Source organism: Cellulomonas sp. P22 (assembly GCF_044392165.1).
Window position 1 is genome coordinate 39,382 of record NZ_JBISBW010000006.1, and the last position, 13,862, is coordinate 53,243.

The following is a 13,862-nucleotide window of genomic DNA, read 5'->3' on the forward strand; positions in this document are numbered from 1 at the left end:
TGCTGCTGCGCTGACCTGCACAGGCGTCGACCGTACTCTGGTCCGCGTGGAGGGACTCGAAGGTGGCGTGGTGGTGCTGGCAGGGCTGCTCGGTCTGCTGACCGGTGTGCTCGCCACGCTCAGCTTCCGCTGGAGCGAGCGATCGCTGCACGCGATGCCGCCCCAGCCCGCCCCCGAGCTCGACGACGGGCTCGTGCGGGTGCTCTCCGTGCTGCGCTCGGCGGCGGTCGTCCTCGACGACGACGAAGAGGTGCTGCGTGCGAGCCCGCCCGCGTACGCGCTGGGCCTGGTCCGCGACCGTCGCGTCGCCCACGCCGCGATCCGCGACATGGTCTCCGAGGTCCGGCGGGACGGGGTGATCCGCGACGAGGAGCTCGAGCTGCCGCGCGGACCCGTGGGCGCGGGCACCGTGCGCGTCCAGGTGCGGGTCGCGCAGGTCGGCCCGCGCCACCTGCTCGTGCTGGCCGAGGACCGCACCCAGGCGCACCGCGTCGAGGCGATCCGCCGGGACTTCGCTGTCAACGTCTCGCACGAGCTCAAGACCCCCGTGGGGGCGCTCGCGCTCCTCGCGGAGACGGTCGAGGCTGCGGCCGACGACCCCGCGGCCGTGCGCCGGTTCGCCGTGCGCATGCAGAACGAGGCTGTGCGCCTGTCGACGCTGGTCCAGGAGATCATCGAGCTCTCGCGCCTGCAGGCCGCGGGGGCCATCCAGGAGCTCGTGCCGGTCGAGGTCGACGACGTGGTCGCGGAGTCGGTCGACCGTGCGCGCACGGCTGCGCACGCGAAGGACATCGAGTTCGAGGTCGGGAGCCCGTCCAAGATCAGAGTCTTCGGCGACCACGCGCTGCTGGTCACGGCGGTGCGCAACCTGCTCGACAACGCTGTCGCGTACTCGCCCCCCCAGACCCGTATCGGCGTGGGTGTGCGCGTGGTCGGCGGGCTGGTCGAGATCGCGGTCGTCGACCAGGGCATCGGGATCGCCCCCGAGGACCAGGAACGGCTCTTCGAACGCTTCTACCGGGTGGACCCGGCGCGCTCGCGCGACACGGGCGGCACGGGGCTGGGGCTCAGCATCGTCAAGCACGTCGCGGCGGACCACGGCGGCGACGTGACGGTCTGGTCCCAGCCCGGCCGCGGCTCGACGTTCACGCTGCGCCTGCCGGAGGCGGGGGACACGTACACCGGGTCACGTCCGGGCGCGGCGTCCCGACCGGCCGCGTGGCCCGACGCACGACCCCTGCACCAGCCCCACGACGCCCCCGACGACCAGACTGGAGACACCCTGTGACGCGCATCCTTCTCGTCGAGGACGAGGAGTCCTACCGCGACCCGCTGACGTACCAGCTCGAGCGCGAGGGGTTCGACGTGGTGACCGCCGCGACGGGCCCGCAGGCCCTCGAGGAGTACGACCGGCTGGGCGCCGACCTGGTGCTGCTCGACCTCATGCTGCCCGGGCTCTCGGGCACCGAGGTGTGCCGGCGGCTGCGCGCGCGCGGCGACGTGCCGATCATCATGCTCACGGCCAAGGACGCCGAGATCGACAAGGTCGTGGGTCTCGAGCTCGGTGCCGACGACTACGTGACCAAGCCGTACTCGTTCCGCGAGCTGCTGGCGCGCGTCCGGGCCGTGCTGCGACGGCGCGAGTCCGCGGCGGCGGTCCCCGCCGCGGCAGGCGCGGTCGGGGCCGGGGGAGCTGTCCTCGCGGGCGACACCGGGGCGCTGACCGACGACGAGGACACGCTGGTGCTCGGCCCGGTGCGGATGGACGTCGAGCGGCACGTGGTGCACGTCGACGGCCAGGTCGTGGCCTTCCCGCTCAAGGAGTTCGAGCTGCTCGAGCTGCTGCTGCGGCACGCCGGACGGGTCCTGACCCGGGGCCAGCTCATCGACCGGGTCTGGGGGTCGGACTACGTGGGCGACACCAAGACCCTCGACGTCCACGTCAAGCGCGTGCGCGCCAAGATCGAGTCCGACCCCGCCAACCCGCGGCTGCTGCTGACCGTCCGCGGTCTGGGCTACAAGCTGACGGACGACGTACCGGCCTGAGCCGCGTCGCGCGAGGCGACCGCGGGGTCGGTGAGCGAGTCGTCGACCGCCGTTCACTCGGGGTTCACCCGGGGACTGGGATCCGGTCACCTGGCCTGCCTACGTTCAAGGTGGTCGCGCACAGACGGTGCGCGCACTGCGGACGACAGGACGGAACCCAGTGAAGCTCTCCTACGGCCGTGTCGGGGCCCTTGCCCTCACCGGCGCACTCGCACTGACACTGACGGCTTGCGGATCGGACGACCCGGTCGGGGCCGCGTCGGGCACCGCGACCGACGCAGGCTCCTCGACCAGCACCCTGAGCGGTGAGCTCAACGGCGCCGGCGCCAGCTCGCAGGAGTCGGCCATGGAGGCCTGGCGCGCCGGCTTCCAGAGCGCGAACCCCGATGTCACGGTCAACTACGACCCGGTCGGCTCGGGCGGTGGCCGCACGCAGTTCCTCGACGGCGGCGTGCTCTTCGCGGGCTCCGACTCGGCGCTCACCGCGGACGAGCTCGCCCAGTCGACCGCGCGCTGCTTCGGCGAGTCGGCGGTCGACGTGCCGGTGTACGTGAGCCCGATCGCCGTCGTCTTCAACCTCGAGGGCGTCGACACCCTCAACCTGTCGCCCGCGGTGATCGCCGGCATCTTCGACGGCAAGATCACGTCGTGGGACGCCCCCGAGATCGCCGCCGAGAACCCGGGCGTCACGCTGCCCGCGCTGGCGATCACGACCGTGCACCGCTCGGACGAGTCGGGCACCACGAAGAACTTCACGGACTACCTCGCGAAGGCGTCGGGCGGCGCCTGGGCCTACGACGCGAGCGGCGACTGGCCGATCGCGGGCGGCCAGTCCGCCCAGGGCACGTCGGGCGTGATCCAGACGGTGCAGAGCGCCCAGGGCACGATCGGCTACGCGGACGCCTCGAAGGCCGGCTCGCTCGGCACGGCCAGCATCAAGGTCGGTGACGCCTGGGTCGCCCCGAGCGAGGAGAGCGCCGCAGCGGCCCTCGACGCCTCGCCGCGCGACGACTCGCGGGCCGAGAACGACGTGGTCATCAAGCTCGACCGCACCACGACCGAGGCCGGCGCCTACCCGCTCGTCCTCGTCTCGTACGGCGTCGCGTGCCTGGCGTACGACACCCAGGAGGACGCCGACCTGGTCAAGGCGTTCCTGACCTACGTCGTGAGCGAGGACGGTCAGAAGGCCTCGGAGAGCGCTGCCGGCTCGGCCCCGATCTCGGACGCTCTGCGTACCGACGTCCAGGCCGCGATCGACGCGATCACCGTCGCTTCCTGATGACAGCCGGCGGTCGTCCCGATCCGGGGGGAGACAGGACGACCGCCGGCGCCACCCCCGGCCACCGCGCAGGAGAACGCATGACGAGCAGCCAGACCCACCCGCCCCGCCAGGGAGGCAACGGCACGCCTGCCGCCAGCACCCCTGCCGCGGGGCCCGCGGCCACCACCACCGGCCGTCCCGCCCGGCGTCGCACCCCCCGGTCCACCGACCGCGGCGCGAGCCGGGTCTTCCGCTGGACGGCGACCGCCGCGGCCGTGCTGATCCTCGTGGTGCTGTTCGCGGTCGCTGTGTTCCTCCTGCTGCGGGCGTGGCCCGCGCTGCAGGCCGACCCCTCCGAGCTCGCGGCGCACGCCGCCTGGTTCCCCGCCGACACGAGCCTGCTGGGCTTCGTCGGCCCGCTCGTCTTCGGCACGCTGCTCGTCTCGGCGCTCGCGCTGGCCATGGCCGCGCCGGTCGCGATCGGCATCGCGCTGTTCATCTCGCACTACGCGCCCCGGCGGCTCGCGAACGCGCTCGGCTACGCGGTCGACCTGCTCGCCGCGATCCCGTCGGTGGTCTACGGCCTGTGGGGCGTCGTGGTGCTCGCGCCGTGGCTCGCCCCCGCGTGGACCTGGCTGAGCGACACGTTCAGCTGGATCCCGTTCTTCGCCGGCCCCGCGTCGCAGCCGCCCCGCGTGGTCCTCACGGTCGCGGTCGTGCTGGCCGTGATGATCCTGCCGATCATCACCGCTGTGACGCGCGAGGTGTTCCTGCAGACCCCGCGCCTGCACGAGGAGGCCGCGCTCGCGCTCGGCGCCACGCGGTGGGAGATGGTCCGTACCGCTGTGCTCCCGTTCGCCCGCTCGGGCATCGCCTCGGCGTCGATGCTCGGCCTCGGCCGCGCGCTCGGCGAGACCATGGCGGTGCTGATGATCCTCTCGCCCGGGATGCTCTACTCGTTCAAGCTCCTGGTCGCGGGCCAGCAGCAGACCATCGCCGCGAACATCGCGGCGCAGTTCCCCGAGGCCAACCCGCTGGGCGTCTCGACGCTCATCGCCACGGGCCTCGCGCTGTTCGTCATCACCCTCGCGGTGAACATGACCGCCCGCGCCATCGTCGCGCGTGGCACCACGAGGGGACGCTGACATGGCGACGACCCACGCACCCGCACCGACCGGCCCCGGCCCCTCGATGCGTGAGCTGCTGCACCAGACCGACCGCCGCCGCCGCCTGACCGACCGGACGATGCGCGTCCTTGTCGTCGCGGCCTTCGTGCTCGCGATGGCCCCGCTCGTCTCGCTCGTGTGGACCGTGGTCGCCCGGGGCATCGAGAAGCTGACCCCGTACTTCCTCACGCACTCGATGCGCGGGGTCTTCGGCGGCATGGACGCGGGCGGCGTCTACCACGCGATCGTCGGCACGGTCAGCATCACGCTGTTCGCGACGCTCATCTCGGTCCCCATCGGCATCCTCGCGGCCGTGTACCTGGTCGAGTACGGGCGCGGGGCGCTCGCCCGCGCCGTCACGTTCTTCGTGGACGTCATGACGGGCATCCCGTCGATCGTCGCGGGCCTGTTCGCGTACGCGCTGTTCGCTGCGATCCTCGGCCCCGGGGTCAAGATGGGCGTCGTCGGCTCGGTGGCCCTGTCGGTGCTCATGATCCCGGTGGTGGTGCGCTCGTGCGAGGAGATGCTGCGCCTCGTGCCCGACGAGCTGCGCGAGGCCGCCCTCGCCCTCGGCGTGCCCACCTGGCTCATGGTGATCAAGGTCGTGCTGCGCACGGCTGTGGCGGGCATCGGCACGGGCGTCATGATCGCGATCGCGCGCGTGATCGGTGAGACCGCGCCGCTGCTCATCACCGTCGGGGTGGTCGACTCGATCAACACCAACCTGTTCGACGGCCGCATGATGACGCTCCCGGTGTACGTCTACCGGCAGTTCAGCCAGGGCTCCGTGCCGTGCAACGACCCGAACCTGGTGTGCGTGCCCGACATCGCCTACCTCCGGGCCTGGGCCGCGGCGCTCGTCCTCATCCTCATCGTGATGCTGCTCAACCTCGTGGCACGCCTCATCACCCGCATGTTCGCCCCGAAGCTGCACCACTGAGCGGCATGAACCTCTCCGCCCCCACCCGGACAGACCCCCGGACACGACAGGACGTACCGATGGCACAGCGCATCGAGGTCAAGGACCTCAACATCTACTACGGGGCCTTCCGGGCCGTCGCCGACGTCGAGATGTCGATCGAGCCGCGGTCCGTGACCGCGTTCATCGGCCCGTCGGGCTGCGGCAAGTCGACGTTCCTGCGCACCCTGAACCGCATGCACGAGGTCGTCCCGGGCGCGCGCGTCGAGGGCAAGGTCGAGGTCGACGGCGTCGACCTGTACGGGCGCGAGGTCGACCCGGTGGCGGTGCGCCGGCAGGTCGGGATGGTGTTCCAGCGACCCAACCCGTTCCCCACGATGTCGATCGCGGGCAACGTCCTCGCGGGCGTCAAGCTCAACAACCGCCGCATCTCGAAGGGCGACGCCCAGGACCTCGTCGAGTCCTCGTTGCGCCGTGCGAACCTGTGGAACGAGGTCAAGGACCGGCTCGACCGACCCGGTGCGGGCCTCTCGGGCGGTCAGCAGCAGCGGCTGTGCATCGCGCGCGCGATCGCGGTCAGCCCGCAGGTGCTGCTCATGGACGAGCCCTGCTCGGCGCTCGACCCGATCTCGACGCTCGCGATCGAGGACCTCGTCTCGGAGCTCAAGGCCGAGTACACGATCGTCATCGTGACCCACAACATGCAGCAGGCGGCGCGTGTCTCGGACCGCACCGCGTTCTTCACGATCGCCGGCAGCGGCGAGCCCGGTCGGCTCATCGAGCTCGACGACACGGCGACGATGTTCTCCTCGCCGCGCCAGCAGGCGACCGAGGACTACATCTCGGGTCGCTTCGGCTGATCGGGCGCGGGCGTCAGCCCGCGGTGCGTGTCAGCCCGCGGTGGGCGTGGCGCTCGGCGTCGGCGTCGCGGTCGGGACGAGGCTCGAGTACTCGCTCAGCGTGCCGTCGAGCACGGGTACCGACACCGTGTCGGTGCCGTCGGCAGTCTCGATCGTGAGCGCCTCGACGGCGCCCGGCGGGGCGGTCGTGGTGAGTGTCACGGTCTCCCCCTGGGAGCCGCCCAGCAGCACCGTGCTGCCCGTCGGGACCATGACCGTGACGGTCTCGCCGTCCTCGGGGCCCACCTCGACGTCCAGGTCGTTCGAGCCGTTGTTCGTCAGCGCGCCCTGGAGCGCACCGGGCGCTCCCTCGGCGCTGCTGATGATCAGCAGGTTCTCCGCGGTGAGGTCGCCCAGCTCGGTGCGCACGCCGTCCGAGGCCGAGTAGTCGATCGTCGTGGTGAGCTGGTTGGTCGCCGAGCACCCGGCGAGGCCTGCGCCGGCCAGCGCGACGACGCCTGCTCCGGCGAGGAGACGGACGGACGGACGGACGCGGACCACGGGGACTCCTCGGGGCAGGACGGGCGGTGACCAGGACGAAGGTCACGTGGGCACAGCCTAGTGGTGTGCAGGGCCTCGTCGAGGAGTGGCGGGGACCACGACCGCAGGGGGTCGCAGCAGGTGCTCGCAGGGCCGCCCGATGACCAGGGCAAACGACCCAGGTGGCCAGACCTGGCCCATTTTCTCCGTGATAAGATGGATCTCCGCGAAAGGGGACACCTTCAGATGACTTTCACTGTTGGGGAGACGGTTGTCTACCCGCACCACGGTGCAGCGCTGATCGAAGAGATCAAGACGAGGACCATCCGCGGCGAGGACAAGATCTACCTCAAGCTCAAGGTCGCTCAGGGTGACCTCACCATCGAGGTGCCGGCGGAGAACGTCGACCTCGTGGGCGTTCGTGACGTGGTCGGCCAGGAAGGCCTCGACCGCGTGTTCGAGGTGCTGCGCGCTCCGTACACCGAGGAGCCGACCAACTGGTCGCGTCGCTACAAGGCCAACCTCGAGAAGCTCGCCTCGGGCGACGTCATCAAGGTCGCCGAGGTCGTGCGCGACCTGTCGCGTCGTGACGCGGACCGCGGCCTGTCGGCCGGGGAGAAGCGCATGCTCGCCAAGGCCCGCCAGATCCTGGTCTCGGAGCTCGCACTCGCCGAGCACACCGAGGAGGAGAAGGCCGAGGCCATCCTCGACGAGGTCCTCGCCTCGTAGTCCCGTCACCGTCACCCGTCGCGTGCCACGCCAGCGCCCCGTCGTCGGGGTCTGCGTCACCGCGCGCTGCGTGGTCGAGCGCTGCGTCGTCAGGCGCTGCGCATGAGTGTCGGTGCGATCGTGACGGCTGCCGGCAGCGGCAGCCGTCTCGGGCACGTGCTGCCCAAGGCGCTCGTCCCGCTCGGTGACCTGCCGCTCGTGGTGCACGCCGTCCGCGCGATCCTCGGTGACGCGGACGGCGCGGCACCGCGCCCGACGTCCCAGGTCACGCACCTGGTCGTCACCGCCCCCGGGGCCCTGGTCGACGAGTTCACGCGTGCGCTCGCGCCGGTCGCCGCCGTCGCGGGCCACGACGTGCCCCCGGACGGCCCGGACGCGGTGAGCGTCCGGGTCGTCGCCGGTGGGGCCACGCGGCAGGCCTCGGTCGCCGCGGGGCTCGCCGCGCTGCCGGCCGAGGTCGACGTGGTGCTCGTGCACGACGCCGCGCGGGCGCTCGTCCCGGCCGAGGTCGTGGACCGGGTCGTCGCCGCGGTCCACGCCGGTCACCGGGCCGTCGTGCCGGCCCTGGACGTGACCGACACCATCAAACGCGTCGACCTCGCCCGCGCGGACCAGGGGTGGCCGGTGGTCGGCACGGTCCCGCGTGAGGAGCTGCGCGCTGTGCAGACCCCGCAGGGCTTCGACCGTGACCTGCTCGCGCGCGCCCACGAGGCCGGTGGGCACCGGGCGGGCGACGAGTCGCTCGCGGCCTCCGACGACGCCGGGCTGGTCGAGGCGCTCGGCGAAGAGGTCTGGGTCGTGCCCGGGCATCCCGACGCCGCCAAGATCACCACGCCCTGGGACCTCGCCGTCGCCGCGCTGGTCCTCGCGGGACGCGACGAGAGACGAGGACGGCCATGACCGCCGATCGCCCTGCCCCTGACGAGCACCAGCCGCCGAGCGCGCGCCGGGGTCGCCAGCTGCCCCGCACCGGGGTCGGCGTGGACGTGCACGCCTGGTCGCGCGACCCCGCCCCCGGGGCGGTGCTGCACCTCGCGGGGCTCGCGTGGCCCGGCGAGGTCCCGCTCGAGGGGCACTCCGACGCCGACGTCGCGGCCCACGCCGCGGCGGACGCGCTGCTGTCGGCCGCGGGCATCGGGGACCTCGGGTCGCACTTCGGCACGTCCGAGCCCGAATGGAAGGGTGCAGCCGGCACCGTGCTGCTCGCCGAGGCGGCCCGCCGGGTGCGTGACGCGGGGTTCGACATCGGCAACGTCGCGGTGCAGGTGATCGGCAACCGCCCGCGGCTGGGTCCGCGTCGCGCCGAGGCGGTCGAGGCGCTGTCGGCGGCCGTGGGTGCCCCGGTGAGCGTCACGGCGACGACGACGGACGGTCTGGGGCTCACGGGGCGCGGCGAGGGTGTCGCCGCGATCGCGACCGCGCTGGTCGTCGACCGGGGCTGACGGGCGTTCCGCAGCCCGAAGTGTCCCACCCTGACCGGTCTCGATCCAGACCTCGCATGCGCGGTCAATTGTCTGTACCGTCCCCCTTCGTGACGATGACGCACCCCCCCACGCCTCGCGCGGAGAACCGCGTGGGCGCGCTCGGGTCCACGGCTCCCACGCGCACCGGCCAGACGCGTCTGGCGTCCGACCCGCTGCCCCGCCGTGAGGGCCCACCGCGCGTCCGGCTGCGGGTGCGCGTCCCGGTCGAGGTCCTCGAGGCGGCGATGTCCGGGCTGGCCGCGCTCGACGAGCACACGGCGTCGGTGCTGAGCGAGCGGGACGTCGCGCTCGCCCCGCCGCCTACGGGATGAGCACGAGCTTGCCGTGCGGGTGCCCCTGCATGCTCTCGAGGTGCGCGCGGGCGGCGTCCTCGAGCGGGTAGGTGTGCGCGACGACGACGTCGAGCACCCCCTCGTCGGCCAGCGCGGCGAGCTGGTCGCGTGCGGCCTCGCGGATGTCCGTGCCGGGGTCGGCCCCCTTCCCGCCGCCCAGGAGCTGCACCCCGAGCTCCCCGCCGCGCACGAACCCCGCGATCGTCGCGACCCGGCTGCGGTCCGCGACGAGCTCGACCGAGGCGTCGAGGGCTTCGTCGGTCCCTGCGGTGTCGATCGCGGCCGTCACGGCCCCCTCGACGGGCTCGAGCGCCCGGACGCGCTCGACGAGCCCGGGCCCGTAGGCCACCGGCGTCGCACCGAGGCGGCGCAGGTCGTCGTGCGAGCCGGGGCTCGCGGTGGCGATCACCCGGGCGCCGCGCAGCCGGGCGAGCTGCACCGCGAGGCGTCCCACGCCCCCGGACCCGCCGTGCACGAGCACGGTGTCCCCGGCCCCCACGCGCGTCGCCACGAGCAGGTGGACGGCCGTCGACCCGGTGAGGAGCAGGCCCGCGGACTGCGCCCAGCCCAGTCCTGCCGGCCGCGGGGCGGTGACCCGGGCCGGGACCCGCACCCGGTCCGCATAGCCGCCCACGACGGGCCACGCGACGACCTCGTCGCCCTCGGAGCGTGTCTCCACGTCGGGTCCCACCGCGACCACGACCCCGGCGACCTCGCGGCCCAGGCGCAGCGGCAGCCGGGCGCGGTCGCGGCCCCACTGCCCGGAGTAGCCCTTCCAGTCGGACGGGTTGACCCCCGCGGCGCGCACCTCGACGACCACCTCGCCCGGACCGGGTGCGCCCGGGTCGGAGTCGACGACGGTCAGGACCTCGGGGCCGCCATAGGCGGACGCGACGACGGCACGGCTCATGTCTCAGGCAAGCACGCGCGTCCCCCGCGTGTCTCGGGTCGTCCGTCAGCTGGTCGGTCGCCCCCGGCAGGCGTCAGGCGACCGGGCCCAGCACCCGGTCGACGTACTCGTTCGCGAACACCCCGTCCGGGTCGTGCTCGGCGCGGACGGCGCGCGCGTCGGCGAACCGCGGGTAGAGGTCGGCGAGCCGTTCGGCGTCGAGCCAGTGCAGCTTGCCCCAGTGCGGGCGGCCGTCGACCTGACCCATGATCCGCTCGACGGCCTGGAAGTAGCGCCGGAACGGCAGCCGCAGGTACTGGTGCACGGCAACGTACGCGGTCTCGCGGCCGTGCGCCGTCGAGAGCCACACGTCGTCGGCGGCCGCGAAACGCACCTCGAGCGGGAACGGGATGTTCTCGCGAGAGGCCCGGATCCACGTGTCGATCTCGGCGAGCACGTCCCGCACCGACTCGCGCGGCACGGCGTACTCCATCTCGCGGAACCGGACGCGGCGCGGGGAGATGAAGACCTCGTGCGACGGCGCGGTGTACGTGCGGGCGCTCAGCGCGAGCGAGGCCAGCGCGTTGATGCGCGGGGTGAGGCCCGGCACGGCCGTCGCGAGCCGGTTCGTGGTCGCGAAGACACCGTTCGAGAGCAGCTCGTCGTCCACCCAGCCGCGCACGCGGGGCAGCGGGGCGCCGACGTGCGCGGGCACCCGGTTGTTGCGCTTGGTCAGCGCTCGGCGCGTGTGCGGGAACCAGTAGAACTCGAAGTGGTCGTTCCCGTCGGCGAGCCCGTCGGGGCCGTCGAGCCGCCCGAGCACCTCGTCGAGCGGCAGCGGCTCCTCGACGGCCTGCAGCCGGAACGCGGGCACCGCGGCGACGGTCACGGCCACGAGCACCCCGACGATGCCCAGCCCGAGCCGCGCGACCTCGAACAGCGCCGGCCGCTCGGTCGGCGAGGCCTCGAGCACCTCGCCGCGGGCGGTCACGAGCCGTACGCCCACCACCTGCGTGGCGAGACCGCCGAGCCGGCTGCCCGTGCCGTGGGTGCCGGTCGAGATCGCGCCCGCGAGCGTCTGGTGGTCGATGTCGCCGAGGTTGCGCATCGCCAGGCCGCACGTGGCGAGCACCCGGTTGAGGTCGTGCAGCCGGATGCCTGCGCCGACGGTGACGTGGGTCGTGCCGTCGGGCTGGGGCTCGACGCGCTCGACGTGCGTGAGCCGGTCGAGGTGCACCTGGATGCCGTCCGTCACGGCCGCGCCGGTGAACGAGTGCCCGGCGCCGACCGCGCGGATGCGCAGGCCGTCGGCCGCGGAGACGATCGACGCGAGGTCGGCGGTGTCGCGCGGGTGCACGACCCGCGACGGTCGGGCGGACTCGGTCCGGGCCCAGTTGCGCCAGGTGTGCTGATCGGTGACCGCGCTCATGCACAGACCTTCTTTCTGGGCGACCGTCCAAGTCAAGTGCCTGATTCCCTTGACTATTGTCATGACCGCCGTTGAAATGAGGGCAAGGGGGCGCGCGGGGTTGACCGCACCAGCCTGGGCGGTCACAGACCGGGCGCGATACGGGGGGATCATGAATCGCTTGCCAGTCGCCGAGAGGCGCGAACAGCTCATCGAGGCCGCGCTGACCGTCGCCAGTCGCGACGGCATCGACGCCGCGACCGTCCGGGCCGTCGCCGCCGAGGCGGGTGTCTCGCTCGGCGTCGTCCACTACTGCTTCCAGGACAAGGACGAGCTGCTGAGGGCTGTCGCGGACGCCATCACGGCCCAGAACCTCGCCATGACCGAGACCGCCGTCCCGCCCGACGCGGACCTGCCGACGGTGCTGGAGCTCGCCGTCGAGGGCCTGTGGCGGGGGATCCGCGACAACCGGGGCGCACAGCTCCTCAGCTACGAGCTCACGACGACGTCGTTGCGGCACTCCGAGCTCAACCAGGTGGCCATGGACCAGTACCGGGGCACGTGGGCCTCGGTCGCGCTGTTCCTCGAGCGCATCGAGCACGGCGCGCAGGTGAGCTGGTCGGTGCCGCGCGAGGTCCTCGCCCGCACGGTCGTGGCGATGATCGACGGCTACGCGCTCGCGTGGCTGGTCGACGGTGACGACCAGCTCGCGATCGAGGGCCTGCACCGCTTCGCCCGCTACCTCGCGACCCAGACCGTCGAGTTCCAGGACCCGGTCGCCGCGCTCCCCGTGGGCGTCGGTACGGGTCCCGGGTCGGCCACCGTGCAGCCCGTCGACGGGTCTGTCCTGCCCGCTGTCGTGGAGACCGCGAGCTCGCGGTCGTGAGCCCGGACCCCGGCGGCTCGCGCGTGGCCGCGGTGGCACCCTCGTCCGCCGCACGACGTGCCCGGGTCGGGGTCGCGTTCGGGTTCGGCGCCCAGGGGCTCGCCTACGCGGCGCTCGTCGCGAGCCTGCCGGGGTTCAAGGAGCGGTTCGGCATCGACGACGGCGTCGTCACGCTCGTGACCCTCGGGATCTGCGTCATGGCGGGGGCCGGGACCGTCGTCGCCGACCGCGTGGCGCGGGGACCCGGCAGCCGCACGGTCCTGACCCTGGGTCTGGGCACCGTCGCGACCGCCGTGCTGCTGGTCGCGCTGGCCCCCGCGCTGCCGGTGTTCTTCGTCGGGTTCGCCGTCTACGGGCTCGGGCTCGGGCTGGTCGACGCGGGCACCAACATGCAGGCCGTGGCCCTGCAGCGGGTGTACGGGCGCAGCATCCTCACGGGGTTCTACGCCGCGTGGTCGGCCGCGGCGATCCTCGGGACGCTCCTCGTCGTGGCCTACGAGGCGCTCGGGATCGCGCAGCAGGTCGCGCTGCCCGCCGTGACGGTGGTGGTCGCGCTCATCGCCGTGCAGGTGGTGCGGACGGGGTGGCGCGCGCACGACGAAGCCGTCGGCCCCACCCCGGAGCAGCAGCAGGCGGCCCGGGCGGTGCCCTGGTCCGGGATCGTGGTGCTGGGGATCGCGGTCGTGGCGTACTTCGTCGTGGACTCCGCGGCCCAGATCTGGAGCTCGATCTACCTGCGCGACGCCCTGGGCGCCGCGAACGACCTGGCACCCGTGGGCCTCTCGGTGTACCTCGCCACGACCCTCGTCTCGCGGCTCAGCGGCGACCTGGCCGTGCGCCGGTGGGGTCGCGTCGTCGTGGTGCGAGCCGCCGGGGTGATCGGGGCGGCCGGGCTGCTCGCCGTCGTCCTGGCACCCGTGCCCGCTGTCGCGGTCGCGGGCTTCGCGCTCACCGGGCTCGGTCTGGGGGCCGTCGCGCCGCTGTGCTTCGCGGCCGCGGGGTCGCTCGCCCCCGAGCACGCCGACGCCGTGGTCGCCCGGCTCAACGGCTTCAACTACGTCGGGGCCGTGCTCGGCGGGGTGCTGGTCGGTGCGATCGGCACGGGGGCGACCCTGCGCGTCGGGTTCGCGGTGCCGCTGCTGCTCGCGGTCGTGATCATCGTGCTGGCGCCCCGGTTCGGCGTCCACGACCGACCTGTGCCGGAGGACGCGTCGTCCGACCCCCGGACCGCCGCGAACGGGAGCATGATGGCGGGCACGTCCGGCACCGCGCAGGCCACGGAGCCGGGCACCGGTGACGGCGCCGCCGCCGGTCTCCACGGGTCGCGCGCGACCCCCGACCCCCGGGACGGTGCCCCGTGAGC

Annotated in this window: 15 protein-coding genes; 12 read left to right on the forward strand and 3 right to left on the reverse strand. The window is 73.3% G+C overall.

From position 1 onward, the window contains the following. Positions 1–46 precede the first annotated feature (46 nt). From ACGIF2_RS06750 to pstB, 6 genes are all read left to right on the forward strand, one after another. Positions 47–1,288 (forward strand): sensor histidine kinase, encoded by a 1,242-nt coding sequence (locus ACGIF2_RS06750; RefSeq protein ID WP_396044837.1) that lies wholly within the window; start codon positions 47–49, stop codon positions 1,286–1,288. After that, on the forward strand, positions 1,285–2,046 hold the full coding sequence (locus tag ACGIF2_RS06755; protein WP_396044839.1) for a response regulator: 762 nt from the start codon (positions 1,285–1,287) through the stop codon (positions 2,044–2,046). Before ACGIF2_RS06750 ends, ACGIF2_RS06755 begins: the two co-directional genes overlap by 4 nt. Positions 2,047–2,206: 160 nt before the next feature. After that, a complete protein-coding gene (gene pstS / locus ACGIF2_RS06760; RefSeq protein WP_396044841.1) occupies positions 2,207–3,325 on the forward strand; it encodes a phosphate ABC transporter substrate-binding protein PstS in 1,119 nt (372 codons plus the stop codon). Between the two features lie 80 nt (positions 3,326–3,405). Next, a complete protein-coding gene (gene pstC / locus ACGIF2_RS06765; RefSeq protein ID WP_396044843.1) occupies positions 3,406–4,452 on the forward strand; it encodes a phosphate ABC transporter permease subunit PstC in 1,047 nt (348 codons plus the stop codon). Between the two features lies 1 nt (position 4,453). Then, the gene (gene pstA / locus ACGIF2_RS06770) at positions 4,454–5,413 is read left to right on the forward strand and encodes a phosphate ABC transporter permease PstA (protein ID WP_396044845.1); all 960 of its coding nucleotides are present in this window, start codon (positions 4,454–4,456) and stop codon (positions 5,411–5,413) included. A gap of 59 nt (positions 5,414–5,472) precedes the next feature. Then, positions 5,473–6,252, forward strand: a complete 780-nt coding sequence (gene pstB, locus ACGIF2_RS06775) for a phosphate ABC transporter ATP-binding protein PstB (protein WP_396044847.1) — start codon at positions 5,473–5,475, stop codon at positions 6,250–6,252. 30 nt (positions 6,253–6,282) lie between these two features. On the opposite strand, the gene ACGIF2_RS06780 is transcribed toward pstB, so the two are convergent. Next, positions 6,283–6,792 carry a hypothetical protein gene (locus ACGIF2_RS06780; protein ID WP_396044849.1) on the reverse strand — a complete coding sequence of 170 codons (510 nt, stop codon included), beginning with the start codon at positions 6,790–6,792 and terminating at the stop codon, positions 6,283–6,285. Positions 6,793–7,017: 225 nt separating this feature from the next. Between ACGIF2_RS06780 and ACGIF2_RS06785 the strand changes: the two genes are divergently transcribed. The 4 genes from ACGIF2_RS06785 to ACGIF2_RS06800 all read left to right on the forward strand — a co-directional run bounded on the left by ACGIF2_RS06785 (position 7,018) and on the right by ACGIF2_RS06800 (position 9,295). After that, positions 7,018–7,500 (forward strand): CarD family transcriptional regulator, encoded by a 483-nt coding sequence (locus ACGIF2_RS06785; RefSeq protein ID WP_013769765.1) that lies wholly within the window; start codon positions 7,018–7,020, stop codon positions 7,498–7,500. Positions 7,501–7,602: 102 nt separating this feature from the next. Continuing rightward, a complete protein-coding gene (gene ispD / locus ACGIF2_RS06790) occupies positions 7,603–8,400 on the forward strand; it encodes a 2-C-methyl-D-erythritol 4-phosphate cytidylyltransferase (RefSeq protein ID WP_396044851.1) in 798 nt (265 codons plus the stop codon). Further along, on the forward strand, positions 8,397–8,942 hold the full coding sequence (gene ispF / locus ACGIF2_RS06795) for a 2-C-methyl-D-erythritol 2,4-cyclodiphosphate synthase (RefSeq protein WP_396044853.1): 546 nt from the start codon (positions 8,397–8,399) through the stop codon (positions 8,940–8,942). Before ispD ends, ispF begins: the two co-directional genes overlap by 4 nt. Positions 8,943–9,031: 89 nt before the next feature. Beyond that, positions 9,032–9,295 (forward strand): hypothetical protein, encoded by a 264-nt coding sequence (locus ACGIF2_RS06800; protein WP_396044855.1) that lies wholly within the window; start codon positions 9,032–9,034, stop codon positions 9,293–9,295. On the opposite strand, the gene ACGIF2_RS06805 is transcribed toward ACGIF2_RS06800, so the two are convergent. Both ACGIF2_RS06805 and ACGIF2_RS06810 read right to left on the reverse strand, forming a co-directional pair. Beyond that, positions 9,285–10,226: a zinc-binding alcohol dehydrogenase family protein gene (locus ACGIF2_RS06805; RefSeq protein WP_396044857.1), complete on the reverse strand. Its 942-nt coding sequence runs from the start codon at positions 10,224–10,226 to the stop codon at positions 9,285–9,287. The two genes, ACGIF2_RS06800 and ACGIF2_RS06805, sit on opposite strands and share 11 nt — an antisense overlap. 73 nt (positions 10,227–10,299) lie before the next feature. Further along, on the reverse strand, positions 10,300–11,634 hold the full coding sequence (locus ACGIF2_RS06810) for a D-arabinono-1,4-lactone oxidase (RefSeq protein WP_396044859.1): 1,335 nt from the start codon (positions 11,632–11,634) through the stop codon (positions 10,300–10,302). 151 nt (positions 11,635–11,785) lie between these two features. Here ACGIF2_RS06810 and ACGIF2_RS06815 point away from each other — a divergent pair, with 151 nt between their 5' ends. Together ACGIF2_RS06815 and ACGIF2_RS06820 are read left to right on the forward strand one after the other, a co-directional pair. Further along, entirely contained in the window at positions 11,786–12,499 is a 714-nt protein-coding gene (locus ACGIF2_RS06815; protein ID WP_396044861.1) for a TetR/AcrR family transcriptional regulator, read from the forward strand. After that, positions 12,496–13,860 carry an MFS transporter gene (locus ACGIF2_RS06820; RefSeq protein WP_396044863.1) on the forward strand — a complete coding sequence of 455 codons (1,365 nt, stop codon included), beginning with the start codon at positions 12,496–12,498 and terminating at the stop codon, positions 13,858–13,860. Before ACGIF2_RS06815 ends, ACGIF2_RS06820 begins: the two co-directional genes overlap by 4 nt. Positions 13,861–13,862 lie beyond the last annotated feature (2 nt).

Bases quoted from the DNA above. Each gene is read 5' to 3' on its own strand.
- ispD (WP_396044851.1), top strand. From the start codon at position 7,603: ATGAGTGTCGGTGCGATCGTGACGGCTGCCGGCAGCGGCAGCCGTCTC.
- ispF (WP_396044853.1), top strand. From the start codon at position 8,397: ATGACCGCCGATCGCCCTGCCCCTGACGAGCACCAGCCGCCGAGCGCG.
- ACGIF2_RS06785 (WP_013769765.1), top strand. From the start codon at position 7,018: ATGACTTTCACTGTTGGGGAGACGGTTGTCTACCCGCACCACGGTGCA.
- pstB (WP_396044847.1), top strand. From the start codon at position 5,473: ATGGCACAGCGCATCGAGGTCAAGGACCTCAACATCTACTACGGGGCC.
- ACGIF2_RS06810 (WP_396044859.1), bottom strand. From the start codon at position 11,634: ATGAGCGCGGTCACCGATCAGCACACCTGGCGCAACTGGGCCCGGACC.
- pstC (WP_396044843.1), top strand. From the start codon at position 3,406: ATGACGAGCAGCCAGACCCACCCGCCCCGCCAGGGAGGCAACGGCACG.
- ACGIF2_RS06815 (WP_396044861.1), top strand. From the start codon at position 11,786: ATGAATCGCTTGCCAGTCGCCGAGAGGCGCGAACAGCTCATCGAGGCC.
- pstA (WP_396044845.1), top strand. From the start codon at position 4,454: ATGGCGACGACCCACGCACCCGCACCGACCGGCCCCGGCCCCTCGATG.
- ACGIF2_RS06805 (WP_396044857.1), bottom strand. From the start codon at position 10,226: ATGAGCCGTGCCGTCGTCGCGTCCGCCTATGGCGGCCCCGAGGTCCTG.